Below are 26,071 nucleotides of genomic sequence, written 5' to 3'. Positions count from 1 at the left end.
GTGAGCCGCTTTTGAACACCACTCTTGCCTCCCCCCTGCCCGCCGACCGCCACCCGGACGATCCGGTGCTGAGCGTGGTCATTCCGGTCTACAACGAAGAAGACGGCCTGGCCCAGCTGTTTGCGCGCCTCTACCCCGCACTCGATCAACTGGGCGTGCGCTACGAGGTGGTGTTCGTCAACGACGGCAGCCGCGACCGCTCGCCGGGCATCCTGGCCGAGCAGTTCGACCGGCGCCCCGACGTGACCCGGGTAATCCTGTTCAACGGCAATTTCGGCCAGCACCGCGCCATCCTGGCCGGCTTTGCGCACTGCCGCGGCGAGCGCATCGTGACCCTGGATGCCGACCTGCAGAACCCGCCCGAAGACATCGCCACCCTGCTGGCCAAGATGGATGAAGGCCACGACTACGTGGGCTCGATCCGCCGCCAGCGCCATGATGTGGCCTGGCGCAAGTGGGCCAGCAAGGCCATGAACCGCCTGCGCGCCAAGCTCACCCGCATCGACATCACCGACCAGGGCTGCATGCTGCGCGCCTACAGCCGCAACATCGTGTCGCTGATCAACCAGTGCGGCGAGATGAACACCTTCATCCCGGCGCTGGCCTACCAGTTCTCACGCAACCCCGCCGAGGTGGTGGTGGGCCACGAGGAGCGCTTTGCCGGTGAATCGAAATACTCGCTGTACAGCCTGATCCGGCTCAACTTCGACCTGGTGACCAGCTTCTCGGTGGTGCCGCTGCAATGGTTCTCGCTGATGGGCATGGCCATCTCGGCCGGCGCCGGGCTGCTGGTGCTGCTGCTGATCGGGCGACGCATCGTGATCGGCCCCGAGGAAGGCGGCCTGTTCACCCTGTTCGCGATCGCCTTCTTCCTGATCGGCCTGGCCCTGTTCGGCATCGGCCTGATCGGCGAGTACGTGGGCCGCATCTACAGCGAGGTGCGGCAACGCCCGCGCTACGTGATCAGCGCCATCCTGGAGCAGAAGCGATGAGCGCACCCAGTGCCGTCGTCTTCGCCTACCACAACGTGGGCGTGCGCCTGCTCAAGGTGCTGATCGACGCCGGGGTGCAGATCCAGCTGGTGGTCACCCATGCCGACAACCCGAACGAAACCATCTGGTTTGGCAGCGTGGCCCAGGTGGCGGCCGAACATGGCCTGCCCTGCATCACGCCCGAGACGGCCGACAGCCCCGAGCTGCTCAGCCAGTTGCAGGCCCTGGCCCCCGACTACCTGTTCTCGTTCTATTACCGCTACATGCTGCCTCAGGCGCTGCTCGAAGTGCCCCGGCGCGGCGCCTACAACCTGCATGGCTCGCTGCTGCCGCGCTACCGAGGCCGGGCCCCGGTGAACTGGGCCGTGGTGCGCGGCGAACGCGAGATCGGCGCCACCCTGCATGTGATGAACGCCAAGCCCGACCACGGGGCCATCGTCGACCAGCAGGCCGTGCCCATCCTGAGCAACGACACCGCCCGCGAGGTGTTCGACAAGGTCACGCTGGCCGCCGAACTGGTGCTGGCACGCTGCCTGCCCGGCTTGTTGGCCGGCACCGCCGTGCTGCAGCCGCAGCAACACATCGCCGGCCAGTACTTCGGCCGCCGCACGCCTGAAGACGGGCGCATTCCGGCCACAGTCACGGCCTGGCAGGCGCACAACCGGGTGCGCGGCGTGGCCCCGCCCGACTACCCCGGCGCCTTCTTCGACACGGCAGGCGGGCGCCTCCAGATCGACCGCACCCTGTGGCTCGGCCCCCCGGGCCCGGCGGATCAAGAGGGGTGCACGCCCCCCGCAGAGAACAGGCTGGCCCTGCTGGTGCAGGACGGTCGCCTGCTGCTGCGCGGCGCCGACGGCGTGCTGCTGCCAGTGCTGGCCGCGCGGCTCGATGGCAGCGCGCTGGACGCAGCCCGTTTTCAATCGCTTTACCCCGGGCAGGCGCTGACGCCTCGCGACTGAGCGAAAATCCCGGCATTGACAGGAAAAAATCTTGAAAAACGTCCTCATCCTTGGCGTCAACGGCTTCATCGGCCACCACCTGACGCGCCACATCATCGAAACCACCGACTGGCACATCTACGGCATGGACATGCAGTCCGAGCGCGTGCAGCCCTGGATGGACCACCCCCGCTTCCACTTCTTTGAAGGTGACATCACCATCAACAAAGAGTGGATCGAGTACCACGTGCGCAAGTGCGACGTGGTGCTGCCCCTGGTGGCCATCGCCACCCCGGCCACCTATGTGAGCGACCCGCTGCGTGTGTTCGAGCTCGACTTTGAGGCCAACCTCGAGATCGTGCGCCACTGCGTCAAGTACAAGAAACGCATCGTGTTCCCCAGCACCAGCGAGGTGTACGGCATGTGCGGCGACGACGAGTTCGACCCCGAGGCCTCGCCCCTGGTCTACGGCCCGATCAACAAGCCGCGCTGGATCTACGCCTGCTCCAAGCAGCTGCTCGACCGCGTGATCCACGCCTACGGCCAGCAGCACGGCCTGGACTACACCCTGTTCCGCCCCTTCAACTGGATCGGCCCGGGCCTGGACAACCTGCACACCGCCAAGGAAGGCTCCAGCCGCGTGATCACCCAGTTCCTGGGCCACATCGTGCGCGGCGAGCCGATCAAGCTGGTGGACGGCGGGGCCCAGCGCCGCTGCTTCACTGACATCGAAGACGGCATCCGCGCGCTGATGCTGATCCTGGCCAATCAGGACGGCTGCGCCACCCGCAACATCTACAACATCGGCAACCCGAGCAACGACCTGTCGGTGCGCGAGCTGGTGGGCGAGATGATGGCCCTGGCCGCCAGCATCCCCGAGTACCGCGACCACGCGGCCCAGGTCACCGTGCTGGAGACCACCTCGGCCGAGTACTACGGCAAGGGCTACCAGGACGTGGAACGCCGCGTGCCCAAGATCGCCAACACCCAGGCCGACCTGGGCTGGAAGCCTGAGGTGACCATGCAGCAGGCCTTGGCCCGCCTTTTTGAACATTACAAAGACCAACTCGACAGCGCCCGGGGTCTCATCAACTGATCGCCCAGCGGCCTGGAATTGAAGCCATGGGCGTGATTGCACTGAAGATCGATGTGGACACCTGGCGCGGCACGCGCGAGGGCGTGCCGGCGCTGGCCAAGCTGCTGGAGCGGCTGGACGCGCCGGCCACCTTTTTGTTCAGCCTGGGGCCCGACCACACGGGTCGCGCGCTCAAGCGCGTGTTCCGGCCGGGCTTTTTCGGCAAGGTGGCGCGCACCTCGGTGGTCGAGCACTACGGCCTCAAGACCCTGATGTACGGAGTGCTGCTGCCCGGCCCCGACATCGGCCGACGCGAGGCCGAAGGCCTGCGCGCCATCGCCCGCGCTGGCTTCGAGACCGGCGTGCACACCTGGGACCACGTGCGCTGGCAAGACCACGTGGCCGGCGCCAGCGAGGCCTGGACACGGCGCGAGCTCACCCGGGCCGTGGAGCGCTACAGCGAGGTCTTCGGCGCCCGCCCCAGCGTGCATGGGGCTGCCGGCTGGCAGATGAACGAGGCGGCCTACCGGCTGCAAAAAGAGCTGGGCTTCAGCGTGGCCTCCGACGGCCGCGGCACCCAGCCCTACTGGCCTTGCGATGCCCAGGGCGAGGTGATCGGCCCGGTGCAGTTGCCCACCACCCTGCCCACGCTCGACGAGCTGCTGGGCCTGGACGGCTGGACCGTGGACAACGTGCACGAGGCCCTGCTGGCGCACACCCGCGAGGTGGCGCCGCTGCACGTCTACACCCTGCACGCCGAACTCGAAGGCCAAAAACTGGCCCCGGTGTTCGAACGCCTGTTGCGCGGCTGGCGCGACCAGGGCTACCGCTTTGCCACCCTGGGCGAGTGCGCCGCGTACCTGCAGCCGGCCCGCCTGCCACGCTGCCCCGTGGGGCTGGGGACCATCCCGGGGCGCAGCGGCGAGTTGGTGGTGCAGCAGCCTTCGCTCGCGCGCTGAGTCGGCGTCGGCGACCTGGCGTGGCCTCGCCAGCACGTTTTGGCCTGCGCCGATATAGTCGGCGACATGTCCGCACCGCCAGCATCGTCCAGCGCCCGCCCCGGGCAAGCCCACTCACCAACCCCACCTGAAGACCCCGACCACGGGCTGGACCGCAGCGCGCTGCTGGCCCTGGCGGCCATTCTCATGGGCGTGGGGCTGGGCACACTGGACACCGCCATCGCCAACACCGCGCTGCCCGCGATTGCCCACGACCTGAATGCGCCGCCGGCGGCCTCGATCTGGGTGGTGAATGCCTACCAACTGGCCACGGTGGCCCTGCTGCTGCCGTTTGCGGCGCTGGGCGACCGGATCGGGCCCCGGCGCGTGTTCATGGGCGGGCTGGCCTTTTTCACCCTGGCCTCGCTGGCCTGTGCGCTGGCGCCCACGCTGCCGCTGCTGGCGCTGGCCCGGGGCCTGCAGGGCATGGGGGCCGCAGCCATCATGAGCGTCAACATCGCGCTGATCCGGCTGCTGTACCCGGCCTCGCGCCTGGGGCGCGGCGTGGGCATGAACGCGCTGGTGGTGGGGGTGTTCTTTGCGGTCGGGCCCACGGTGGCGTCGCTGGTGCTGAGCGTGGCCGACTGGCCCTGGCTGTTCGCCATCAATGTGCCGCTGGGCTTGCTGGCCCTGGGGTTTGGCTGGCACACGCTGCCCCACAGCCCGCCGCGTGACCATGGCTTCGACCCGCTGACGGCGCTGTTCACCGCCCTCACCTTCTCCACCTTGATCGGTGCCCTGGGCGCGGCGGCCCAGCAAGAGCCCTGGGCCCTGGTGGCGATTCCGGCCAGCGTGACAGTGGTGGCCGGGGCGTTGCTGCTGTGGCGCCAGGCCGGGCACCCGGCGCCCATGCTGCCGGTGGACCTGATGCGTCGGCCCCTGTTTGCCCTGTCAGTGCTGACGGCGCTGAGCGCCTTTGCCACCCAGGGCCTGGCCTTTGTCTCGCTGCCCTTCTTTCTGGAGCAGGTGCTGCACCGCAATCCGGTGGACACCGGCTTTCTGATGTCGGCCTGGCCGGTGGTGGTGGCCGCGGCCGCCCCCTGGGCCGGACGCCTGTCAGACCGCCACCCGCCGGGGTTGCTGGGAGGCATCGGGCTGGCCGTGTTGAGTGCGGGCATGCTGTCGCTGGCGCTGTTGCCCGATCAGCCCGGCACGCTGGACCTGGTGCTGCGCCTGTGCCTGTGTGGCGCCGGGTTCGGCTTCTTCCAGTCGCCCAATCTGCGCGCCCTGATGTCGAGTGCCCCGCCCGAGCGCGCCAGTGGGGCCAGCGGCATGATCGCGCTGGCGCGCCTGACCGGCCAGGCCAGCGGGGCGGCCGGCGTGGCGCTGTGCTTTGCCCTGGGGGGCACGCAGGGTGCCAAGACAGCGCTGGCGGTGGGTTGCGGCACGGCCGCGCTGGGCGCCGTGGCCAGCACGGCCCGGCTGTTCACCCGCGCGCGCTGAGACGCTAAAAGCCTGCCCGCTCAGAAACCCAGGCGTTTGGCCGATGAGAGGGTGCTGACCACTTCGCTGGTGGCCTGTGCAAACGCGGTGCCCGGGGCCAGGGCGTCTTCGGCCTCGCGCATGCGACGCTGGTTGATCAGGTCGCCCACCTGACCCGCCACGCGGTGGAAGTGGGCATGCCGCCCCACCAGGGTGCTGAAGGTGGGGCGCTCGGCCAGGCGCTGGCCATCGCCATAAATCCACTTGCCCAGCGCGCAACAGTCATCGCGCGACAGCGTGGCGGTATCGACCTGGCTGCGGTCTTCAATGGCCTGGCGCAGCTTGACCTTCCATTGGCGGTGGGCGTCGATGATGGCGTCCACATCCACGCCTTCGACCAACGCTGCGGCGCGATGCCCCGGCAGCCGGAACTCATCCACCGTGGCAGCCATGGTCACGGCCACCCGGCGTTGTGAACCAGCGGCGGCGGCGGTTTCCTCGACCAGCGCGGCGTTGGCCTGGGTGTTGCGGTCCAGCTCCTGCACGGCGGCGCCGATCTGGCTCACGCCCAGGCTTTGTTCACGCGCGCCATTGGCCACCTCGTCGAGCAGCGACTTCACGTTCTCGGCACTCGCCACGATCTCCTGCATGGTCTGGCCGGCCTGGCGCACCACGGCCGAGCCCGAGCTGACCTCTTCGGTGCTGCCCGCGATCAGGGTCTTGATCTCTTTGGCGGCCACGGCACTGCGCTGAGCCAGACTGCGCACCTCGCCCGCCACCACGGCAAAGCCGCGGCCCTGCTCGCCGGCACGGGCCGCTTCCACGGCCGCATTCAGCGCCAGGATGTTGGTCTGGAAGGCAATGCCATCAATCACACCAATGATGTCGCTGATCTTTTGCGACGAGGCCTGGATGCGTTCCATGGTCTGCACCACCGAGCCCATGACCCGCCCACCATGCTCGGCCGTGCTGGCGTTCTCCTGGGCAATCTCGGAGGCCCGGCGCACAGACTCGGCCGTCATCTGGATGGTCGAGGTGGTCTGTTCGAGGGCGGCCGACGACTGCTCCAGCGCGGCAGCCGCCTGCTCGGTGCGGGCCGACAGGTCGGCCGTGCCCTGGGCAATCTCGGTGCTGGCCTGCACCACCTGGTCGCTGGCCTCCTGCACCTGGCGCACGGTGTCGGTGAGCGAGGTCTGCATGTTGCCCAGTTCACGCATGAGGTCGGACACCTCGTCATGCCCCTTGGTGTCGACGCGGGTGCGCAAATCGCCCATCGAAATGCTCAGCAGGAACTTGCGCAGCAGCTTGAAGCCCCCGGTCATCGAGCGGTAAAAGCCCATGAAAAAGTAAAGCGCCACCAACAGGCTCAGCCCCGTCAGTGCTGCCGTCAGGCCCACGTGCAGGCGCAGCGCCTCCTGGCGCTCGGCCAGCATGTCGTCAAGCACCGCCAGGTTCTGCTTCACCTGGTCCGACTGGGCCTGCAAGGCCTCGGTGGCCAGCACGCGAAAGGCCTCGGCATCGCCCTTCACATCAACCTGCCCGGGTGGGAAGCTGCTGTGCGCGGCGCCCTCCAGACGCAGCAGCAGGGCCGCGGCATCGGTCTTCAGGCGGCTGCCGGCGGCGGGGGCCGCGGCGCGCACCTTGTCAAGGTTGTCGGTCAGCAACTGGCGCTCGTGGGCCAGCACACCCAGCAAGGCATACAACCTTGCGGCCACGTCGGGCTTGAGCTGGCCGCCAGCCAGGGCCGCCCGGCCCAGGCCACGCAGCTCGGCCGTGTCACGCAGCAGGCCCGGCGGCTGCATCAGCGTGGCGCCCACGAGGTGGAACGAGGCCAGGTCGGAGTCCAGCGCCAGCCCCGAGCCGTCGGTGACACGGTCCTGCAATTGGCTGAGGGCGGCGGCCAATTTGTTCATGGCGGTAAACACAGCCTCGGGGGTGCTGTTGGCCTGGCTGGCCGCCTGACTGGCCTCCAGCACCTGGCGCAGCGCTGCCGTGCTGCCCAGTCGCTCACCCAACTCAGCATCCAGCGCCTGCAGCTTCTGCAAGGCCTGCTGGTACTGCGCCTGGGCCTGGGCCAGTTCGCCTCCGGCCTGCCCCGCTGCCGCGCTGCGGGCCCGGTAGCGCCACACGCTGGCGGCATCCACCACGGGGGCCAGCGCCTGGCTGTAATGCACGCCCTCCCGCTCGGTGGCCACGAATTCAAGTTCGGCGTTCTTGGCGCTGCCATAGGCCAGCAGCAGCCAGGCCACCGGCAGCAGGAAGGCGGCCGAAATGAGGGTCATCTTGGCCGGGAAACGCAGGCCGCGCATCAAAGCGGCACCGGGCCGCCACAGGGGGGAATTGACAAAGCTCATGCTGGATCGGATGGGACGAGGGTGGGGTGAAGGTGGGTCACAGGCTGCAGGTGAACCCCTGCTTTTGCTGACACTTTGTCACAAGACTCCCTCCGCTTTCCTGACATCCGTCAAGAACAACCGGAAACCCAGCCTCGGTCACGGCGCCGGGCTCACGCCACCAGGCCGCGCCGGGTCACGGCAAGGCCAGTGACGCGTGCGGCAGACACCGGGACCGGTCACCGCACGCATCGGCAAACAGACCGCCATAATGTCCAGAAATAACAATTTGTGACCAATGGGATTGAAATGGCAGCCAAGTCCATGCGGCCCCAGGGCCGACGCAGCACCTTGCTTCGACTCGCCTTGCCCCTGGTGCCGGCCCTGCTGGGCCGCGGTGCCGCCGCCGGCCAACTGCCAGAGCCTGCCGGGCCGGTGGTGCTGACCCTGTCGGGCCGGGTGGGCCTGCCCAATCAAGGCGCGCAGGCCGTGTTCGACTTGGCCATGCTGACGGCGCTGGCGCAGCGCCGCTTCAGCGTCAAGACGCCTTGGGACCCGCGCCCGGTCTCGTTCGAAGGCCCGCTGCTGCGCGAGGTGCTGCAAGCCGCCGACGCCCGCGGCACCCGCCTGACCCTGGTGGCCGTGAACGACTACAAGGTGGAGATCCCGACGGAGGATCTGGCGCACTGGGACGTGGTGCTGGCCCTGAAGATGAATGGCCAGGCCATTCCGGCGCGCACCAAGGGCCCCCTGTTCGTGGTCTACCCCTTCGATGTGGCGCAAGGCGCGTTGCTGGAGCAGTTCCGCGACCGCTCGATCTGGCAACTGGTGTCGATACGCGTCGATTGACCCACACCACGCACAGGGACACGGCATGACATCCAGCGCCAGCGAGCACGGCCCGTCGGGGCAGACCGAACCGGGTCGGGGCTTGTCGCTGCGGGTCTCGATTGCCACTGTGGTGGTGTTCTCCATGCTGCTGGTGGCCGTGGTGGTGATTGCCACAGGGTGGGCCGGTGCCCGAGCCAACGCCATCGACACCGCGGCCCGCATGGCCACCGATGCCGGCAAGCTGGTGGGCGAGCGGGCCAAGGGCCTGCTGGAGCCGGCCAAGTCCACTCTGCGCCAACTGACCTTCGACCCCATCACCACCGCCCGCACGCTGGAGGCACGGCTCGAGCGCATCCATGTGCTGTCGGAGGAACTGGTGGCCAACCCGCTGCTGTCTTCGGTCTACGTGGGCTATGAGGATGGCGCCTTTCTGCTGGTGCGCCCGCTGGATCAGCCGGCGCAGCGCAAGCTGTTTGCCGCACCGCCCAAATCGAACTTCATGGCCCAGTCACGCGCCCGCGACCGGCAGGGGCGCTGGCAGGGCGAATACCTGTTCTTCGACACGGCCCGCCAACTGCTGGAGCGCAGGGCCATGCCCGACTACCGTTTCGACCCCCGTACGCGCCCCTGGTACCAGGAGGCCCAGACCACCGGTCAGCCCTCCTTGTCCGAGCCGTATGCCTACTTCACCACCCAAGAGCTGGGGGTCACCCTGAGCCAGCTGAGCCACTCGGGGCAGGCCGTGATCGGCCTCGATGTGGTGCTGGACCAGCTGAGCCGCTCACTGGCCGATCTGCGCGTGACGCCGCATGCGCGGATCGCCCTGGTGAACGCGCGCCAGGAGGTGCTGGCCGACCCGGACCACCCCCACGCCAGCCAGTCGAGCCAGGGCGCGCCACGTTTTCGGCGGGTGCAGGAGCTGGGCGAGGCGGGGCTGAACGCACTGCTTGAACAGGCCACCCAAGCCAGCCCGCCCTCGGGCCTGGGCCAGGCCCGCTTGCTGAAGGTTCAGGGCCACGAGCTGCTGGGCGTGGTGCTGCCGTTTGAAATGTGGTCCGACCAGGGCATGCGCCTGCTGGTGACCCTGCCGGTGGAGGAACTGCTGGGCGATCTGACGGCCAAGCGCCGCCGCATCGTGTTCATGGTGGTGCTGCTGGTGATTGCCATGCTGGCCCTGAGCTGGCCCATGGCGGCGCGAATCGGTCGCGGCATTGAAGGCCTGACCGACAAGGCCCGCTCTGTGGAACGCTTTCACTTCACGCAGGTCACGCCGCGCCGGTCGGCCATCAAGGAGGTCAACGAGCTCGCTGTGGCGATGCAGGGCATGAGCCAGACCATCGAGAGCTTTCTCAAACTCAGCCACCAGATGGCCACCGAGCCCGAGGTCGAACACATGCTTGACCAGGTGCTGCAGCAACTGGTGCAAGCCACCCGCAGCCATGCCGGCGCGGTGTACCTGTGGGACGAGGCCGCGGGCTGCATGCAACGGGCGGCCACCCACGGCCCGGCCACAGCCGGCTTCGAGCCCCGCCTGGCCGGGCCTGGTACAGCCGCCCCTGGCCCGGTCGGCGAGCAACGCAGCGAGTTGCTGCTGCAGGGGCGCCAGGGCGATCGCCAGGGCCTGCTGGTGCTGCTGCACCAAGGTGACGACGGCCACGAAGACCGGGCCTTCCAGCACTTTGCCCAACAGCTGTCGGGCATGCTGGCCGTTTCCATCGAAACCCGTCAGCTGATCGACGCCCAGAAAAAGCTGCTCGATGCCGTGATCCGGCTGATGGCCGACGCCATCGATGCCAAAAGCCCCTACACCGGTGGGCACTGTGAACGTGTGCCCGAATTCGCCATCCAGATGATGGACCAGTTGCAGGCCGATACCCGCGGCCCCTACGCCGGGTACGGCCTGAACGAACAAGAGCGCTATGCCTTCCAGTTGGGGGCCTGGCTGCACGACTGCGGCAAGGTCACCAGCCCGGAGCACATCGTCGACAAGGCCACCAAGCTGGAGCTGATCGGCAACCGGATCCATGAAGTGCGGCTGCGTTTCGAGCTGCTGTGGCGCGACGCCGAGATCAGCTGCTGGCAGGCCCTGGCCCAAGGTCAGGACACGGACGTGGCCCATGCCACCCTGGCCGCACGCCAGCAGCGCCTGCAAGAGGACTTTGCCTTTGTCGCCGCCTGCAATCTGGGCAGCGAAGCCCTGAGCGACGATGCCGTGGCCCGCCTGCAGGCGCTGGGGGCCCAGACCTGGCAACGCCACTTCGACGACCGCCTGGGTTTGTCGGTTGAGGAGCTGGACCGCCTGCAAAAAGCCCGCCCCCAGGCCCCGCCTTTGCCCACCCCCGAACCCTTGCTGGCCGATCGGCCCGAACACTGCGTCCCCTGGGGTGAGCGACGCCCACCGGTGGAAAAAGGCGCCCCGGGCAATGTTTACGGCTTTGACATGCCGCTGCCCCTGTACAAGCAAAACATGGGGGAGCTGCACAACCTGTCCGTGCGCCGCGGGACCCTGACGGAAGAGGATCGCTTCCGAATCAACGAGCACATCGTTCAGACCTACACCATGCTCAAGGCCCTGCCCTGGCCCCAGGCCCTGAGCCGGGTACCCGAACTGGCTGCAACCCACCACGAACGGCTCGATGGCCAGGGCTACCCGCGCCGACTGAAGGCCGACCAACTCGGCCTGCCCGAGCGGGTGATGGCCCTGGCCGACGTGTTCGAGGCCCTGACAGCAGCCGACCGCCCTTACAAGACGCCCAAGCCTCTGAGCGAAACCCTGAACATCATGGCCCGCATGTGCCGTGAACAGCACCTGGACACCGAGTTGTTTCGGTATTTCCTGCGCAGTGGGCTGTGGCAGCAACTGGCCCACACCTACCTGCAAGCCGCACAGATCGATCGGGTCGACCTGGCCTCGATCGAAGCCCAGTTGCCCACACGGGCCTGACAGGCTTGGCCGACTCCGCCACGGGCTTAACCCGGATGCGCGGTGCGAAAATAGCAGTTCGTAGGGCGAAAAATGCCTTACGTCAAATACACTTGCCCAAAATGAACGTTCCAGCCAACGCCCTGCGGGTGATCGAGTTCCTGATGCAGAGGACTCCCACCATGATCGCCTATTGGGATCAGGCGTTGCGCTGTCACTATGCCAACGACGCTTACAAGACCTGGTTTGGCGCCGACCCCGAAAAGATGATCGGCATGACGTTGATGGACCTGCTGGGCCCGGCGTTGTTTGCACTGAACGAACCGTATGTCAAGGGCGCCATGGCCGGCCAGGAGCAGACCTTCGAGCGGGTCGTACCTGGGCCGGACGGCGTGCGACGCAACAGCCTGGCCAAGTACATGCCCGACATCCAGAATGGCGTGGTACAGGGCTTTGTGGTGACGGTCACTGAAATCACCCAACTCAAGCAACTCGAAGAAGCGCTGGCGCGCGAGACGGCCATGCGCAAGGACATCGAGTTGCGTGCCCAGGAGCTGTCGGCCCTGCTGGTCGAGCGCAGTGAAATGCTGGACGTGCTGGCCCACGAAGTGCGCCAGCCCCTGAACAACGCGTCGGCCGCGCTGCAAAGCGCCCAGGCCGCCATGATCACCATGGCGCCCAGCGGCCTGAACCAGCGGCTGGAACGGGCCCAGTCGGTGCTGCAGCAGGTGCGCAGCAGCATCGACAACACCCTGGCGACGGCAGCGCTGCTGGCGGGCCCCGGCAAGTTGAACCGCATCGACATGGACATCGACACCTTTGTCCAGGTGTGCATCCAGGACCTCGGCGAAGCCGACCAGACCCGAATCCAGGTGGACCGGCAGACCGCCACCCGCACGGCCTCGATGGACCTGGGCCTGATGCGACTGGCACTGCGCAATCTGCTGCTCAATGCGGTGCGCCACAGCGCACCCGACACGCCCATCGTGGTGCGTCTGGCGGACTCCGATACCCCCCTGGCACTGTTGATCGACGTGGTCGACCAGGGCACCGGATTTGACCCGCAGGTGTTGCCCCACCTGTTTGAACGCGGTGCCCAGGGCCGCCAAAGCCACGGGGGCCGCGGCCTCGGCCTTTACCTGGTGCACCGCATCCTAGAAATGCACGGCGGACAGGCCTGCCTGCTGCAGCACTCCGCAGCAGGCTCGACCCTCCGCATGATCTTGCCCCCTCAGGAAGACGAATGAACATGCTCAGCGATACCACCGTCATCACGGACGCCCAAACCCCCGCACCACTCCACGCGCCGGTCGCATCCGGCCAGACGCCCGCGCCCCCCCTGCCGACTTCGCTGGCCCTGGTGGAGGACGACCTCGAATACGCGGAATACTTGGCCCAGTACCTCAGCGAGCAAGGGGTCAACGTGCACCGCTATGGCGACAGCAACGACCTGCTGGCCGACCGCACGCCTTACGACTATGGCTTTTACCTGCTCGACCTGACCCTGCCCGGCGTGGATGGGGTGGAGCTGATCCGCATCCTGCGCAAGCGCACTGCCGTCGGCATCATCGTGGTCACCGGGCGGCGCGACAACGACGTGTTCGAGCGGGTCATGGAGGCCGGCGCCGACATGCACCTGAGCAAGCCGGTGCGCTTCGAACAGGTGACCATGGCCATCAAGGCCGTGCAACGCCGCAGCAGCCCCAACCCGGTTCAGAACCCGGGCCTGAGCTGGAAACTGGATACCTTGCAGGCCGAATTGCTCGCCCCCGATGGAACCCGCATCGGTCTGAGTGGGACCGACATGGCCGTCATGGAATGCCTGCTGGAGGCTCAGGGCGCCGTGGTCAGCAAGAACACGCTCAACGAGCGCCTGGGCCGCCCCCTGACCGAGGGCCCGGACAACGGCCTCAACGCCACCATCTACCGCCTGCGCCGACGCATCGAACAAGCCACCCCGCTGCACGTGCCGCTGCACAGCCAAAGCCGCAAGGGCTACCAGTTCAGGGCACCGCTGGTTCGGGTTTAAGCCGACCAACTCAGTCGCCGACGGCTCGGTACCGAGCACCTGTCCATTTTTGGAACAAGTGACGAAAAATAACAAAAATCAGACATAAAAATCATTTTCTCGATGGACGGCACCTATGATGGACATTGAAAAGCCCATTGAGTGTCGTCCGTGAACTGCACCGGATGACCTCGCCCTCAGAGGCTTTCAGTTTCTGATTGCTGTCACACCTCAAGAGCATCATCGTCGGCGCGATGCCATCGCTGTCGGCCACATGAAAAGCCATTTGAGAACCTATTCGAGAGGTGTTGATGAATCTTGCGCATTGGTCGGTTCGTGGCCAGTTGACCCTGGCATTCGGCGGCTTGACCGCCCTGGTGCTGTTGATTGCCGGCCTGGCCATCCAGGCTCTGGGCGCCTCCAACGCCGACTTTGAGGCCTATGTGAATGGCGTCAACCGACGGGCCAAGCTCGCCGAAGAGGTGCACAAGGCCGTGGCAGGCCGGGCCATTGCGGCGCGCAATCTGGTGCTGGTGACCCAAGCGGCCGATCTGGAAGCCGAAAAAGCCTTGGCCCAGGCTGCGCACAAGGCGGTGGGCGAGCACCTGGCCCAACTCAAGGATCTGGTCAAAGCCGCCGACGTGCCCGCCCAGCCACGCCAATTGGTGGCCGACATCGACCAGATCGAGCAAGCCTACGGCCCGGTGGCGCTGGGCATCATCGACCTGGCCCTGAAAGGGCAGCACGAAGCGGCCGTGCTCAAGATGAACACCGAGTGCCGCCCACTGCTGGCACGCCTGCTGGGCAAGACCGAGGAATACGCGCAATTGACCGAAAAGCGGGCGCAGGCGATGGTGGATGAATCTGAAGCCCACTACACCCGACAGCGCACACTGATGGTCACGACCGGCCTGACGGCCCTGCTGGGCGCGGCCCTGGCCGGCTGGCTGATCACCCGACGGCTGACCCAAGCCCTGGGGGCCGAGCCGGCCGAACTGGGTGAAGCGGCGCAACGCGTGGCCAATGGCGATCTGGGCACCCCACTGGCCAAGCTGAGCCAGGCGCCCGAAGGCAGCGTGCTGGCCTCTCTGGGCGCGATGCAGGCCAGCCTGGTGAACATCGTGCAACAGGTTCGTTCGGCCTCCGAATCGATTGCTGGCGGGGTGACGGAAATCTCCACCGGCAACACCGACCTGAGCCAGCGCACCGAAGAGCAGGCCAGCGCCCTGCAACAGACCGCCGCCACGATGGACCAGTTTGGCGCCACCGTGCGAAACAACGCCGACAACGCCCAGTTGGCCAACCAGCTGGCGAGCAATGCCTCCAGCGTGGCGAGCCGCGGTGGCCAGGTGGTGTCACAGGTGGTGGATACCATGAAGGGGATCCACGACAGCTCGCGCAAGATCTCCGACATCATCGGCGTGATCGATGGCATCGCCTTCCAGACCAACATCCTGGCGCTGAATGCAGCGGTGGAGGCTGCCCGTGCCGGCGAACAAGGCCGAGGCTTTGCCGTGGTGGCAGGTGAGGTGCGCACCCTGGCCCAGCGCAGCGCCAGTGCGGCCAAAGAAATCAAGACCCTGATCGGCAACAGCGCCGACCAGGTGGCCCAGGGGGCCCAATTGGTCGAGCAAGCCGGCAGCACCATGACCGAGGTGGTGCAGGCCATCCAGCGCGTGAGCGACATCGTGGGCGAAATCAGTTCGGCCAGTGCCGAGCAGAGCTCGGGCATGGGCCAGATCAGCCAGGCCGTGAACCAGCTAGATCAGACCACCCAGCAAAATGCCGCCCTGGTGGAGGAAAGCGCCGCCGCTGCCCAGAGCCTGGAGAACCAGGCCGCCCAACTGGTCCAGACCGTGGCCGTCTTCAAGTTGGGATCGGCAGGCACCCGTATGACAGGCCCGTCGGCAACGCTGCCGCGTCACTCGCCACATCATCCAACACAACGCCCCCAGGCGGCAGCCCGCTTGGCATCCGGCAGGCCCGCCACGCAGCGAGTGGCCCTGGCATCGACACCGACTTCGTCACCGGCCCCTGCCCTGGTCACCACCCGCAAGGGCCAGGATGACTGGGAGAGCTTTTGAACACAGCCCGGCCGGGTCGGGCCGGGTCGCAGGGCCGGGTCGCAGGGCCGGGCCTTGGGTGTGGCCCCGACTGTGAACACCGCATGAAAAAACCCACCGTGCGCAGCGCAAGCTGCATCCGGTGGGTTTTTTGTTGAAGGACGCGCTCGTCAGGCCTTGACGGTGCCCAGTGCGGCGTTCAGCGTGGCGCTGGGGCGCATCACGGCATCCAGCTTGGCGAAGTCTGGCTTGTAATAGCCGCCGATGTCGACCGGCTTGCCTTGCACCGCAGCCAGTTCAGCCACGATGGTCTGCTCGTTGTCGGCCAGGGCCTTGGCCAGCGGCACGAACTTGGCCGCCAGGGTGGCGTCTTCGGTCTGTGCGGCCAGTTCCTGGGCCCAGTACAGGGCCAGGTAGAACTGGCTGCCGCGGTTGTCCAACTGGCCGGTCTTGGGCGACGGGTTCTTGTTGTTGTCCAGCAGCTTGCCGGTGGCAGCGTCCAGGGTCTTGGCCAGGATCTTGGCCTGGTTGTTGCCCGTCTTGATGCCCAGGTCTTCCAGACTCACGGCCAGGGCCAGGAACTCGCCCAGCGAATCCCAGCGCAGGTGGTTTTCTTCGACCAACTGCTGCACGTGCTTCGGAGCCGAGCCGCCGGCACCGGTTTCGTACATGCCGCCGCCGGCCATCAGGGGCACGACCGACAGCATCTTGGCCGAGGTGCCCAGTTCCATGATGGGGAACAGGTCGGTCAGGTAGTCACGCAGGATGTTGCCGGTGGCGCTGATGGTGTCCAGGCCGCGGATCACGCGCTCCAGGGTGTAACGCATGGCTCGCACCTGGCTCATGATCTGGATGTCCAGGCCGGTGGTGTCGTGCTCATGCAGGTACATCTTGACCTTGGTGATCAGCTGCGCCTCATGCGGACGGTACGAATCCAGCCAGAACACCACGGGCATGCCCGAGTTGCGGGCACGCGTGACGGCCAGCTTGACCCAGTCGCGGATGGCGGCGTCCTTGACCTGGCACATGCGCCAGATGTCGCCGGCTTCCACGTTCTGGCTCAGCAGCACTTCGCCAGTGGCCAGGTCGGTGATGTTGGCCACGCCGTCTTCAGGAATCTCGAAAGTCTTGTCGTGCGAGCCGTATTCTTCGGCCTGCTGGGCCATCAGACCCACGTTGGGCACCGTGCCCATGGTCTTGGGATCGAAGGCGCCGTGCCACTTGCAGAAGTTGATGATCTCCTGGTAGATGCGGGCAAAGGTCGACTCGGGCATCACGGCCTTGACGTCCTTCAGGCGGCCATCGGCGCCCCACATCTTGCCGCCGTTGCGGATCATCGCGGGCATGGAGGCGTCCACGATCACGTCGTTGGGCGAGTGGAAGTTGGTGATGCCCTTGGCCGAGTCGACCATGGCCAGCTCAGGACGGTGCTCGTGGCAGGCGTGCAGATCGCGCTTGATCTCGTCCTGCTTGGATTGCGGCAGGGTGGCGATCTTGTCGTACAGGTTGGCCATGCCGTTGTTCACGTTCACGCCCAGTTCCTCGAACAGCTTGGCGTGCTTCTCGAACGCGTCCTTGTAGAAGATCTTCACGCAGTGGCCGAACACGATGGGGTGCGAGACCTTCATCATGGTGGCCTTGACGTGCAGCGAGAACATCACGCCGGTCTTGTGAGCGTCTTCGATTTCCTTCTCGTAGAACTCGACCAGCGCCTTCTTGCTCATGAACATGCTGTCGATCACTTCACGATCCAGCAGCGAAACCTTGGACTTGAGGATGATGGTCTTGCCGCTCTTGGTCAGCAGCTCCATCTTCACATCACGGGCGCGGTCCAGTGTCATGGACTTTTCGCCGTGGTAGAAGTCGCCAGCGTGCATGTGCGACACGTGGCTGCGCGAAGCCTGGCTCCACTCGGCCATGCTGTGCGGGTTCTTGCGAGCGTATTCTTTGACGGCCTTGGGGGCGCGGCGGTCCGAGTTGCCTTCGCGCAGCACCGGGTTCACGGCCGAGCCCAGGCACTTGTTGTAGCGCAGGCGGATGGCCTTTTCTTCGTCAGTCTGGGGGTTTTCCGGGAAGTCGGGCAGCTTGTAGCCCTTGGACTGCAGTTCGCGGATGGCGGTCACCAGCTGGTTCTGCGAGGCGCTGATGTTGGGCAACTTGATGATGTTGGCGTCTGCCTGCAGGGTCTTCTTGCCCAGTTCGGCCAGCGTGTTGGGCACGCGCTGCTCTTCCGACAGGAACTCGGGGAACTCACCCAGGACGCGGCTGGCCACCGAGATGTCGCTGGTGACGACGTCCACGCCCGCCGGGGCCGTGAAGGTGCGGATGATCGGCAGGAAGGCACTGGTCGCCAGCAGCGGAGCTTCGTCGGTCAGGGTGTAGATGATGGTGGGTTGCTGGGTACTCATTGCAGATCTCAAGAAGTGGTGCTGGACAAACGCCACCGGCCCCGTCAAAGACTTGGCCGGCAGTCACTGAAGAATGCTCCCCGATTTTGCTTGCTGGGGTCTGACCTCTGGGCAATTTTTTGCAACGGAATCTCACAATGCAAAATTTCATGCCCTTCGTGGGCGTTTTTTTGCTTGTGCAGTGCAGCAATTCAACCCCGCAGACCCCTCCGGAGCGCCCCCACCTGACGCTTGGCCTGGGCCGGTAGAACACCCCCGCAGAGGCCCGGCGTCAGGCCCCGCGAGTCGCGTCTGGCGTTCCCGAAAAAACCCAGCGCCCGTAGATACCCGTGAAACGCCCCCGCTGCGCCCAAACCGCGCGTTTATCGCGCAATTCAAGGAATCCCCTGCTTCCGCCGCCTGGCGAGGCCTTCTAGGCTTGCGCCCATGTCCTTGGTCCGTGTGTACGAAACGGCCATCGACTCGCCTTCAGAACCTCAACCGGAGACCGACATGACCCCCTTGCGCACCATCCATAAAGCCACCCTGCTGGGCGCGCTGCTGACCGCTGCCGCCCTGGCCCAGGCTCAAGACAGCATCAAGATCGCCAACCTGGTCGAGTTGTCCGGCCCGGGCACCACCGCGGGCACCCTGTTCAAGAACGGGGTCGAGTTGGCCATCAAGGAGATCAACGCGGGCGGCGGCATCCTGGGCAAGAAGATCAGCTACACCACCGAAGACACCCAGAGCAACCCGGGCGTCGCCAAGGGCCTGACCCAGAAAGCCGTGGACAACGAGGTGTTTGCCATCTTCGGCCCGGTGTACTCGGGCTCGATCATGGTGTCGATGGCCGAAAGCAAGCGCGGCGAGGTGCCCAACTTCACCGGCGGCGAGGCCGCGGCCATCACGGCCCAGGGCAACCCCTATGTGTTCCGCACCTCGTTTGGCCAAGCCGTGTCGTTTCCGAAGCTGGTGCGCTACGTGAACAGCAAATCGCAGAAGCTGGCCCTGATTTACGTGAACAACGACTTTGGCAAGGGCGGGCGTGACAGCCTGATCAAGCTGCTGGAGGGCTCGCCCACCAAGCTGGTGGCCGACATCTCCACCGACGCCGGCCAGGTCGACTTTTCGGCCGCCGTGCTCAAGGCCAAGCAAAGCGATGCCGATGCCGTGCTGATCTACACCAACGAAGAAGAATCGGCCCGCGCCCTGCGCGAATTGCGCAAACAGGGCTGGAAGAAGCCCATGATCGGCGAGACCACGCTGACCGGGCAAAAGGTGATCGAGCTGGCTGGCGATGCGGCCAATGGGGCCGTGGCCCACGTGGGCCTGACCATCGATGCGCCCCAGTTGAAGGCCTTCGGAGCCAAGTACAAGGCCGAGTACAAGTCGGAGTCGGACCACAACGGCATCAAGGGCTACACCGGTGTGTACATCCTGAAGGCTGCCATCGAGAAAGTGGGCAAGCTCGACCGCAAGGCGGTGGCGGCAGCCCTGCGCGGCGGCTGCTTCACCACCAAGCAGCAGCCCAACATCCTGATGGACGTGTGCTTTGACGACAAAGGCGAGCTGGACCGCGAAAGCTTCCTGGTCGAGGTGAAGAACGGCAAGGCCGAAGTGGTTCAAACCCTGCCGCCGCTGCGCCAGAAGTGATCGCCTGCCCGGCCGGGCCCTGGGCCCTGGCCGGGGCTTTTCCCTTGTCTGGACCCTCCGATGACCGACTTTCTCCAACTCTTTCTGAGTGGCCTGTCCACCGGCAGCATCTATGCGCTGGTGGCACTGGGCTTCACCCTGCTGTGGCAGGCATCCGGCACCATCAACTTCGCCCAGGGCGAATTCGTGATGCTGCCGGCCTTCATGATGGTGGCCATGCTGCAGGCGGGCCTGTCTTTGTACCTGGCCTTTGCGATCGCCATCGTGCTGTCGTGCCTGGTGCTGGGCTGGCTGTTCAAGCGTGGCCTGGTCGACCCCCTGTTCAAGTACGGGATGATGCCGATCGTGGTGGCCACGATCGGCTTGTCGATTGCCCTGCGCAACGGCGTGCGGGCTGGCTACTCGGCCGAGCCTCAGCCCTTCCCGCAGGTGTTTCCGGACGTGGTGTTCGACGTGATGGGGGTCACCCTGTCGGGCAGCGACATCGGCACCTTTGTGCTGGCCATTGCCCTGGTGCTGGTCACGCAGGCCTTCCTGGCCAAGACCGTGACCGGTCGCGCCATGCAGGCCGTGGCCCAGAACACCGAAAGCGCCGCCGTGCTGGGCATCAACGTGCCCCGCATGATCTTCTACACCTTTGCCATCAATGCGGTGCTGGCCGCCGCTGCGGCGCTGCTGGTCACGCCGACCTACCTGGCCAAGTTCGACATGGGTGAAGGCCTGGGCAACAAGGCCTTCTTCGCCGCCATCATCGGCGGCTTCAACAACAGCCGTGGTGCCCTGCTGGGCGGGCTGATCGTGGGGGTGTGCGAGAACCTGGCTGCGGCCTACATCTCGCCGGCCTACAAGGATGCGGTGGCCCTGGTGATCTTCATGGTCGTGATCCTGTTCAAGCCGCAGGGCCTGCTGGGCCGCAAAGAGGAGCGCAAGGTATGAAGAAGGCGCAACTGATCTTCGGCATCGCGGCCCTGGCCGCGATGCTGGTATTGCCCGGTTTCCTGAAAAACTACGGCATCCACCTGTTCACCACCTGGCTGGTGTTCACCATTGCCACCATGGGGCTGAACCTCACGGTGGGGTATGCGGGGCAGAAGTCGCTGGGCCACGCGGCCTTCTTTGGCATCGGGGCCTACACGGTGGCCATCTTGCTCAAGGCCGGCATCAGCTTCTGGATCGGCCTGCCCGCGGCGGCGGCGCTGTGCTTTGCAGTGGGCCTGCTGCTGGGCTTTCCGGCCTTGCGTGTGCAGACCATCTACCTGGCCTTTGCCACCCTGGGCTTCAACACCGCTCTTTGGCTGGTGATGCGCAATGAAGAGTGGCTGACCGGGGGCACCTTCGGCATCAACGACATCGCCCGCCCCGGCCTGTTCGGCTTCAGCCTGGACGGCAACCTGGCCTATTACTACCTGGTGCTGGCCTTTGCCGTGGTGCTGGGGGCCTTGTTGTGGGGCCTGCTGCGCTCGCCCTGGGGCAAGGCCTTCACGGCCCTGCGCGACAACCCGATCCGGGCCGAAAGCCTGGGGGTGGACATCCGCAGCTACACGCTGATGAGTTTTGCCATTGGCGCCGTGTACGCCGGCATCGCCGGGGGCTTGTATGCCTCGCAGGTGCAGTTCATCGACCCCGCCACCTTCACCGTGGGCTCGTCCATCATGATGTACCTGATGGTGGTGGTGGGCGGCCCGGGCTACTTCTTCGGCCCGCTGCTGGGCTCGGCCGTGGGTGTGATCCTGCCCGAGTGGCTGCGCTTCGCCCAGGCCTGGTACCTGTTCGTGTTCGGCGCCGCCGTGGTGTTGCTGATGATCTGGCTGCCCGATGGGTTGCTGAGCGTGCCCGAGCGCTTGAAGGCACGCCGACAGTCCCGCGAGGAATCGGCCGCCCGGGCCGCCAAAGCCGCCAGCGCCGCGTCAACCCAGCCGAACGGAGGTCAGGCATGAACCCCATGAATCAGCCCTTGCTGCAAGTCAGAGGCCTGAAGAAGGCCTATGGTGCGATCCAGGCCGTGGGCGGTGTGTCGTTCGAGGTGCGCCCCGGCGAGATCTTCGGCGTCATCGGGCCCAACGGCTCGGGCAAGACCACCTTGTTCAACAGCATGCTGGGCCAGATCACGCCCGACGAGGGGCAGATCCTGCTGCACGGCCAGGACGTGTCGCGCCTCGGGCCGCTGGCGCTGAGCCGGCGCGGCGTGGGCCGCACCTTCCAGACCCTGCAGGTGTTCGGCAAGATGAGCGTGCGCGACAACCTGATCGTGGCCGCCCAGGAACACCAGGGCAGCCTGCTCAGCCGCATGTTCGCGCCCAGCGATTCGGGCCTGGGGGCCCGGGCCGACGCGCTGATCGACCAGTTCCACATCCGCCACGTGGCGCACAAGAAGGCCGGCGAGCTGAGTTACGGCCAGCAAAAGCTGGTCGACATCGCGATGGCGTTCATGAGCGAGCCCGACCTGGTGCTGCTGGACGAGCCCTGCGCCGGGGTCAACCCGTCGCTGGTGGGCGGCATCAGCACCCTGCTCAAGCAACTCAACCAAAGCCGCCGCGGCAGCTTTGTGGTGATCGAACACAACATGGATTTCGTGATGGACCTGTGCCACCGCATCATGGTGATGGTGGAGGGCCAGGTGATGGCCATTGGCACACCGGCCGAGATCCGCGCCAACAAACAGGTGCTGGACGCCTACCTGGGGAGCTGAACATGGCCACCATGCCCAACACAGAGGCCTGCATCACCTTTGACAAGGTGAGCGCCGGCTACAAGGATTTCATGATCCTCAACGACCTGTCCTTCCAGGCCCGGCGCGGCAGCATCACGCTGCTGATCGGGCCCAATGGGGCGGGCAAATCCACCGTGCTGAAGACCTTGTTTGGCCTGCTCAAGCCCCGCCAGGGCCAGATCCTGCTGAACGGTGAAAGCATCGGCGGCGCCAGCCAGAAAGAGCTGCTGGCACGTGGCATTGCCTTCGTGCCGCAGGGGCGCAACCTGTTCGGCCAGCTCAGCGTGTACGAGAACCTGGAGCTGGGGGGCATCACCCTGGGCATGAAGACCACCCACGAGCGCATTCCCGAGGTGCTGGAGTTCTTCCCCCGCGTGAAGGAGCGCCTGCACTCGCGGGCCGCCTCGCTGTCGGGCGGGGAGCAAAAGCAGCTTGAGATCGGCCGCGCCCTGCTGCTGCGCCCCAAGGTGATCCTGATCGATGAACCCTCGATCGGCCTGTCGCCCATGGTGGTGCTGGATGTGTTCAAGCTGCTGCGTCGCCTGGCCGAGCAAGGCACCACCGTGCTGATGGTGGAGCAGAACGTGAAAAGCGCCCTGGCGTATTCAGACGACGCGATCGCGCTGGAATCGGGCCGCCTGGTGCTGCACCGGCCGGCGGCCGAAATTCTCAGCGATCCACACATGGAACGGCTGTTCCTCGGTGGTGCACACACCACTTCACAGCCACTTGTGGCTTGATATGCGCCACCAAATATGCACCAAAATCGAAATAAACGCGCCAATACAGGGATTAATGCACCAATTTAGTTCTTTATTCCAAACCAATGTCAATCTGCGAATAAATATGGCAAAACCGGATTGACTAAGCACATAAAAATCGCTCATTCCCCGTATTTGGCGGGCATAAGTATTGCAACCCCTTCAGAAGAGCAACTGATGCTCGAGAAGGAACGCCATGCCAGCCAGCCCATTGACCACTGCCCAGACCGAAGTGTTCATGCCCCACATGCGGGACGTGGGCCGATGCGAGCGCTCTCTGCAAGAACTCAACCTGATGTGGCGCATCATCGAGGCCTCGGCCAAGATGAACTGCCCACAAGAGGCTCGGGCCATCCTGCCCACCATGGCGGCCACCCGCAGCAGCTTTGCAAAACTCGAAAAGGAGCTGGTGCGCAGCCTGGTGCAGGAGAAGGTGAGCCACGTGCTGACAGAGATCGGCACCAAGGCCCAGTACGTGATCGACATCGTGGTGCGCAACCTGTACGAACGCACGGCCGATGTGGGCTTTCTCGCCACGGACCGGGAACTGTGCAGCTTCGTGGCCGGCCAGCATGATGAACGCGGCCGCATCTACCATCGACTGTGCGAGTACCGCAGCAAGTACACGGTCTATGACGAAATCATCCTGCTGGACACCGCCGGCAACGTGCTGGTGCAAATTGACCCAGCAACACCACTTGAACACAGCAGCGATCCGCTGATCCAACAGACCCTGGACAGTGACGGCTACATCGAGACATTCCGCGCCAGTGACCTGCGGCCCGGCAAGCGCAAGGCCCTGATTTACTCGCGTCGCATGCACCACCCCGACACCGGCTCGGTGATCGGCGTGTTGTGCCTGTGCTTTCATTTCGAACACGAGATGCAGGGCATCTTTGCCTCACACGGTGACCTGGCCCGACGCAGCAACCTGCTGCTGCTCGACGCCAGCCATGAGGTGATCGCCAGCGCCGACCCGCTGTGGGTGCCCGTGGGCGCCCAGGTACCGGTGAACCTGGAGCACGCGCCCCAGTTGCGCCTGTTCGGAGGCCGTGAGTACCTGGTGCGCACCTTCGGCGCCGAGGGTTACCAGGGCTACCCGGGCCCGACGGGTTGGCTCGGCCAGGTGATGATCCCGCTGGACGTGGCTTTCGGACACAGCGAGCGTGATCTTCTGAGCAACCTGGACCCCGCCCTGCTCAACGGCCTGCTGTCGCATGCCGACACCTTCTGCCCCCCGTTGCACGACATCATGATGGCGGCGCGGCACATCCAGCGCATCGTCTGGAACGGACAGGTGATGACGGCGGGGCAGACCGGCGATCTGCTCAAACTCAAGACCGTGCTCGACCAGATCAGCGAGACCGGCAATCGCAGCAACGAGTTGTTTGAGCAATCCATCCACGACCTCTACCAGACCGTGCTGGCCTCGTCGTTGCAGGACGCCGAGTTCACGGCCCATCTGCTGGTCGACCTGCTGGACCGCAACCTTTACGAACGTTCGGACGACTGCCGCTGGTGGGCCCTGACCCCCGAGCTGCGGCAAGGCCTGGCCCATCCTGAAGGCGACACCCCCGAGCGCTTCGCCACGATCCTGGGCTACATCAACCAGCTCTACACCGTGTACACCCGCCTGGTGGTGTATGACCGCCAGGGTTGCATCATCGCGGCCACGGGTGAGGGCGGCACCGAATGGGTCGGGCAGGCGGTCTCGTCGGAGTCCTTGTCCAAGGTGCTGACCCTGAGCAGCCCTCAGCACTACCATGTCAGCCCCTTTGAGGCATCACCACTGTACGAGGGGCAGGCCACCTACATCTACCACGCGGCCATCCGCCACCCCGAGCACGAGGACCAGGTGGTGGGGGGCATCGGCATCGTGTTCGACTCTGGCCCCGAGTTGGTGAACATGCTGCACAGCGGCCTGGGCGGGCGCGACCAGATGGCGGCTGCGTTCGTCGACCGCCAGGGCCGGGTGCTGGCCAGCACCAGCGAGCTGCATCCGATCGGATCCCAACTCGACCTGGCGGCCGCGGCCTTGGGGATGGACAACGGACAACACCTGTCGCGGGTCACCACCCACCAGGGCCAATACGCCATCGAAGCCTGCTCGGTGTCCAGCGGCTACCGCGAGTTCAAGACCAGCGATGGCTACCGTGAGGACGTGATCGCCGTGGTGTACCGCCACTTCGGCAAGGTGCGCTCGACCCAGACGCCGACCAGCACCCGGGCGTATTTCATCGAGCACGACCCGGCGCAGACCGGCGGCCTGGAATTCGCCACCTTCTTCAGCGACGGCAACCTGATGGCCCTGCCCGCCGAGTGCGTGCAAGAAGCCGTGTCCTTTGCCGAGGTGCGCACCACCTCGATGGGCTTGCGCACGGCGCAGATCGGCATCCTGGGCCTGCGCGCCGACCAGGCGCCCCTGGGCAAGGCCAGCTTCATCTGGGTGTTCGACCTGGGCGAGCTCATGCATGGCCGGCGTTCGCGCACCACCCCCACCAGCCAGGTGATGATCTTGCGCCACCGCGACCAGGCCCTCGGCCTGCTGGTGGACGACCTGCACGCCGTGACCCAGTTCAACCCCGCCGACATCGAGCCCAGCCCGCTGGCCCTGCTGTCCGAGTCCATGCTGACCACCGAGGTCATCAAGGCCAACCAGGGCCGCCTGCTGATCCAGGCCGTGAACGCGCCCCGGCTGTTCGACTGGCTGATCGACGGGATCGAGCCACCCGGGCCAGCCGCCGCTCGACCGCGCCAGGAAGCCGATCTCTCCGAGGATGCCCTGGAGGCCCTGGCCGACTGAGGGGGACCTTCAACTCACCGGGAACGCATTGCATGGCGCCGTGGTGTGGCGGCCGTCACCGCCGCAGTGGCGTAGCCGAAGGGGCAGAACATCGGCAGTGTCTCGTCCGCCGGGCTTTGGAGGCAGGCATGCCAAGCCTGCGTTGGTGCAGCCAGCCGAGACCTGATCACCTCG

The 26,071-nt window shown here is 65.9% G+C and carries 18 protein-coding genes; 16 read left to right on the top strand and 2 right to left on the bottom strand.

The features are described from left to right. Positions 1-11 precede the first annotated feature (11 nt). The 5 genes from AC3WUT_RS20645 to AC3WUT_RS20625 all read left to right on the top strand — a co-directional run bounded on the left by AC3WUT_RS20645 (position 12) and on the right by AC3WUT_RS20625 (position 5,446). Positions 12-992, top strand: coding sequence for a glycosyltransferase (locus tag AC3WUT_RS20645; protein ID WP_492348960.1), 981 nt, complete (start codon positions 12-14; stop codon positions 990-992). Beyond that, positions 989-1,951: a formyltransferase gene (locus tag AC3WUT_RS20640; RefSeq protein WP_492348959.1), complete on the top strand. Its 963-nt coding sequence runs from the start codon at positions 989-991 to the stop codon at positions 1,949-1,951. Before AC3WUT_RS20645 ends, AC3WUT_RS20640 begins: the two co-directional genes overlap by 4 nt. A 31-nt stretch (positions 1,952-1,982) precedes the next feature. Beyond that, positions 1,983-3,026, top strand: a complete 1,044-nt coding sequence (locus AC3WUT_RS20635; protein ID WP_492348958.1) for a bifunctional UDP-4-keto-pentose/UDP-xylose synthase — start codon at positions 1,983-1,985, stop codon at positions 3,024-3,026. A 26-nt stretch (positions 3,027-3,052) separates the two neighbouring features. Next, complete coding sequence (locus AC3WUT_RS20630) at positions 3,053-3,964, top strand: polysaccharide deacetylase family protein (protein ID WP_492348957.1); 912 nt, start codon at positions 3,053-3,055, stop codon at positions 3,962-3,964. A 66-nt stretch (positions 3,965-4,030) separates the two neighbouring features. Next, positions 4,031-5,446 (top strand): MFS transporter, encoded by a 1,416-nt coding sequence (locus tag AC3WUT_RS20625; RefSeq protein ID WP_492348956.1) that lies wholly within the window; start codon positions 4,031-4,033, stop codon positions 5,444-5,446. Between the two features lie 20 nt (positions 5,447-5,466). Here AC3WUT_RS20625 and AC3WUT_RS20620 read toward each other — a convergent pair whose 3' ends face one another. Beyond that, positions 5,467-7,779: a methyl-accepting chemotaxis protein gene (locus AC3WUT_RS20620; protein ID WP_492348955.1), complete on the bottom strand. Its 2,313-nt coding sequence runs from the start codon at positions 7,777-7,779 to the stop codon at positions 5,467-5,469. A gap of 288 nt (positions 7,780-8,067) precedes the next feature. On the opposite strand from AC3WUT_RS20620, the gene AC3WUT_RS20615 reads away from it, so the two are divergent. The 5 genes from AC3WUT_RS20615 to AC3WUT_RS20595 all read left to right on the top strand — a co-directional run bounded on the left by AC3WUT_RS20615 (position 8,068) and on the right by AC3WUT_RS20595 (position 15,604). After that, positions 8,068-8,607 (top strand): putative pterin-binding protein, encoded by a 540-nt coding sequence (locus tag AC3WUT_RS20615; protein WP_492348954.1) that lies wholly within the window; start codon positions 8,068-8,070, stop codon positions 8,605-8,607. A gap of 25 nt (positions 8,608-8,632) precedes the next feature. Further along, positions 8,633-11,533 (top strand): HD domain-containing phosphohydrolase, encoded by a 2,901-nt coding sequence (locus tag AC3WUT_RS20610; RefSeq protein ID WP_492348953.1) that lies wholly within the window; start codon positions 8,633-8,635, stop codon positions 11,531-11,533. Between the two features lie 101 nt (positions 11,534-11,634). Then, positions 11,635-12,759 carry a PAS domain-containing sensor histidine kinase gene (locus AC3WUT_RS20605; protein ID WP_492348952.1) on the top strand — a complete coding sequence of 375 codons (1,125 nt, stop codon included), beginning with the start codon at positions 11,635-11,637 and terminating at the stop codon, positions 12,757-12,759. Continuing rightward, positions 12,756-13,541, top strand: coding sequence for a response regulator transcription factor (locus tag AC3WUT_RS20600; RefSeq protein ID WP_492348951.1), 786 nt, complete (start codon positions 12,756-12,758; stop codon positions 13,539-13,541). Before AC3WUT_RS20605 ends, AC3WUT_RS20600 begins: the two co-directional genes overlap by 4 nt. 290 nt (positions 13,542-13,831) lie before the next feature. Further along, positions 13,832-15,604 (top strand): methyl-accepting chemotaxis protein, encoded by a 1,773-nt coding sequence (locus AC3WUT_RS20595; RefSeq protein WP_492348950.1) that lies wholly within the window; start codon positions 13,832-13,834, stop codon positions 15,602-15,604. Between the two features lie 149 nt (positions 15,605-15,753). Here the strand turns inward: AC3WUT_RS20595 and AC3WUT_RS20590 are convergent, their stop codons facing one another. Continuing rightward, on the bottom strand, positions 15,754-17,991 hold the full coding sequence (locus tag AC3WUT_RS20590; protein WP_492348949.1) for an NADP-dependent isocitrate dehydrogenase: 2,238 nt from the start codon (positions 17,989-17,991) through the stop codon (positions 15,754-15,756). A 492-nt stretch (positions 17,992-18,483) separates the two neighbouring features. Between AC3WUT_RS20590 and AC3WUT_RS20585 the strand changes: the two genes are divergently transcribed. The 6 genes from AC3WUT_RS20585 to AC3WUT_RS20560 all read left to right on the top strand — a co-directional run bounded on the left by AC3WUT_RS20585 (position 18,484) and on the right by AC3WUT_RS20560 (position 25,897). Then, positions 18,484-19,623: an ABC transporter substrate-binding protein gene (locus tag AC3WUT_RS20585; RefSeq protein ID WP_492349007.1), complete on the top strand. Its 1,140-nt coding sequence runs from the start codon at positions 18,484-18,486 to the stop codon at positions 19,621-19,623. A 60-nt stretch (positions 19,624-19,683) separates the two neighbouring features. Continuing rightward, positions 19,684-20,559, top strand: a complete 876-nt coding sequence (locus AC3WUT_RS20580) for a branched-chain amino acid ABC transporter permease (RefSeq protein ID WP_492348948.1) — start codon at positions 19,684-19,686, stop codon at positions 20,557-20,559. After that, positions 20,556-21,560 (top strand): branched-chain amino acid ABC transporter permease, encoded by a 1,005-nt coding sequence (locus AC3WUT_RS20575; protein ID WP_492348947.1) that lies wholly within the window; start codon positions 20,556-20,558, stop codon positions 21,558-21,560. Before AC3WUT_RS20580 ends, AC3WUT_RS20575 begins: the two co-directional genes overlap by 4 nt. Before the next feature lie 5 nt (positions 21,561-21,565). Then, positions 21,566-22,312, top strand: a complete 747-nt coding sequence (locus AC3WUT_RS20570; RefSeq protein ID WP_492349006.1) for an ABC transporter ATP-binding protein — start codon at positions 21,566-21,568, stop codon at positions 22,310-22,312. Between the two features lie 2 nt (positions 22,313-22,314). Beyond that, positions 22,315-23,073 (top strand): ABC transporter ATP-binding protein, encoded by a 759-nt coding sequence (locus AC3WUT_RS20565; RefSeq protein WP_492348946.1) that lies wholly within the window; start codon positions 22,315-22,317, stop codon positions 23,071-23,073. A 217-nt stretch (positions 23,074-23,290) separates the two neighbouring features. Further along, on the top strand, positions 23,291-25,897 hold the full coding sequence (locus tag AC3WUT_RS20560; protein WP_492348945.1) for a chemotaxis protein CheW: 2,607 nt from the start codon (positions 23,291-23,293) through the stop codon (positions 25,895-25,897). Positions 25,898-26,071 lie beyond the last annotated feature (174 nt).

The sequence above is a fragment of the Curvibacter sp. EU05-FHT14A10 genome (assembly GCF_058791075.1).
The sequence above is the reverse complement of the archived record's forward strand: the minus strand, read 5'-3'. Positions and strand labels throughout refer to the sequence as shown.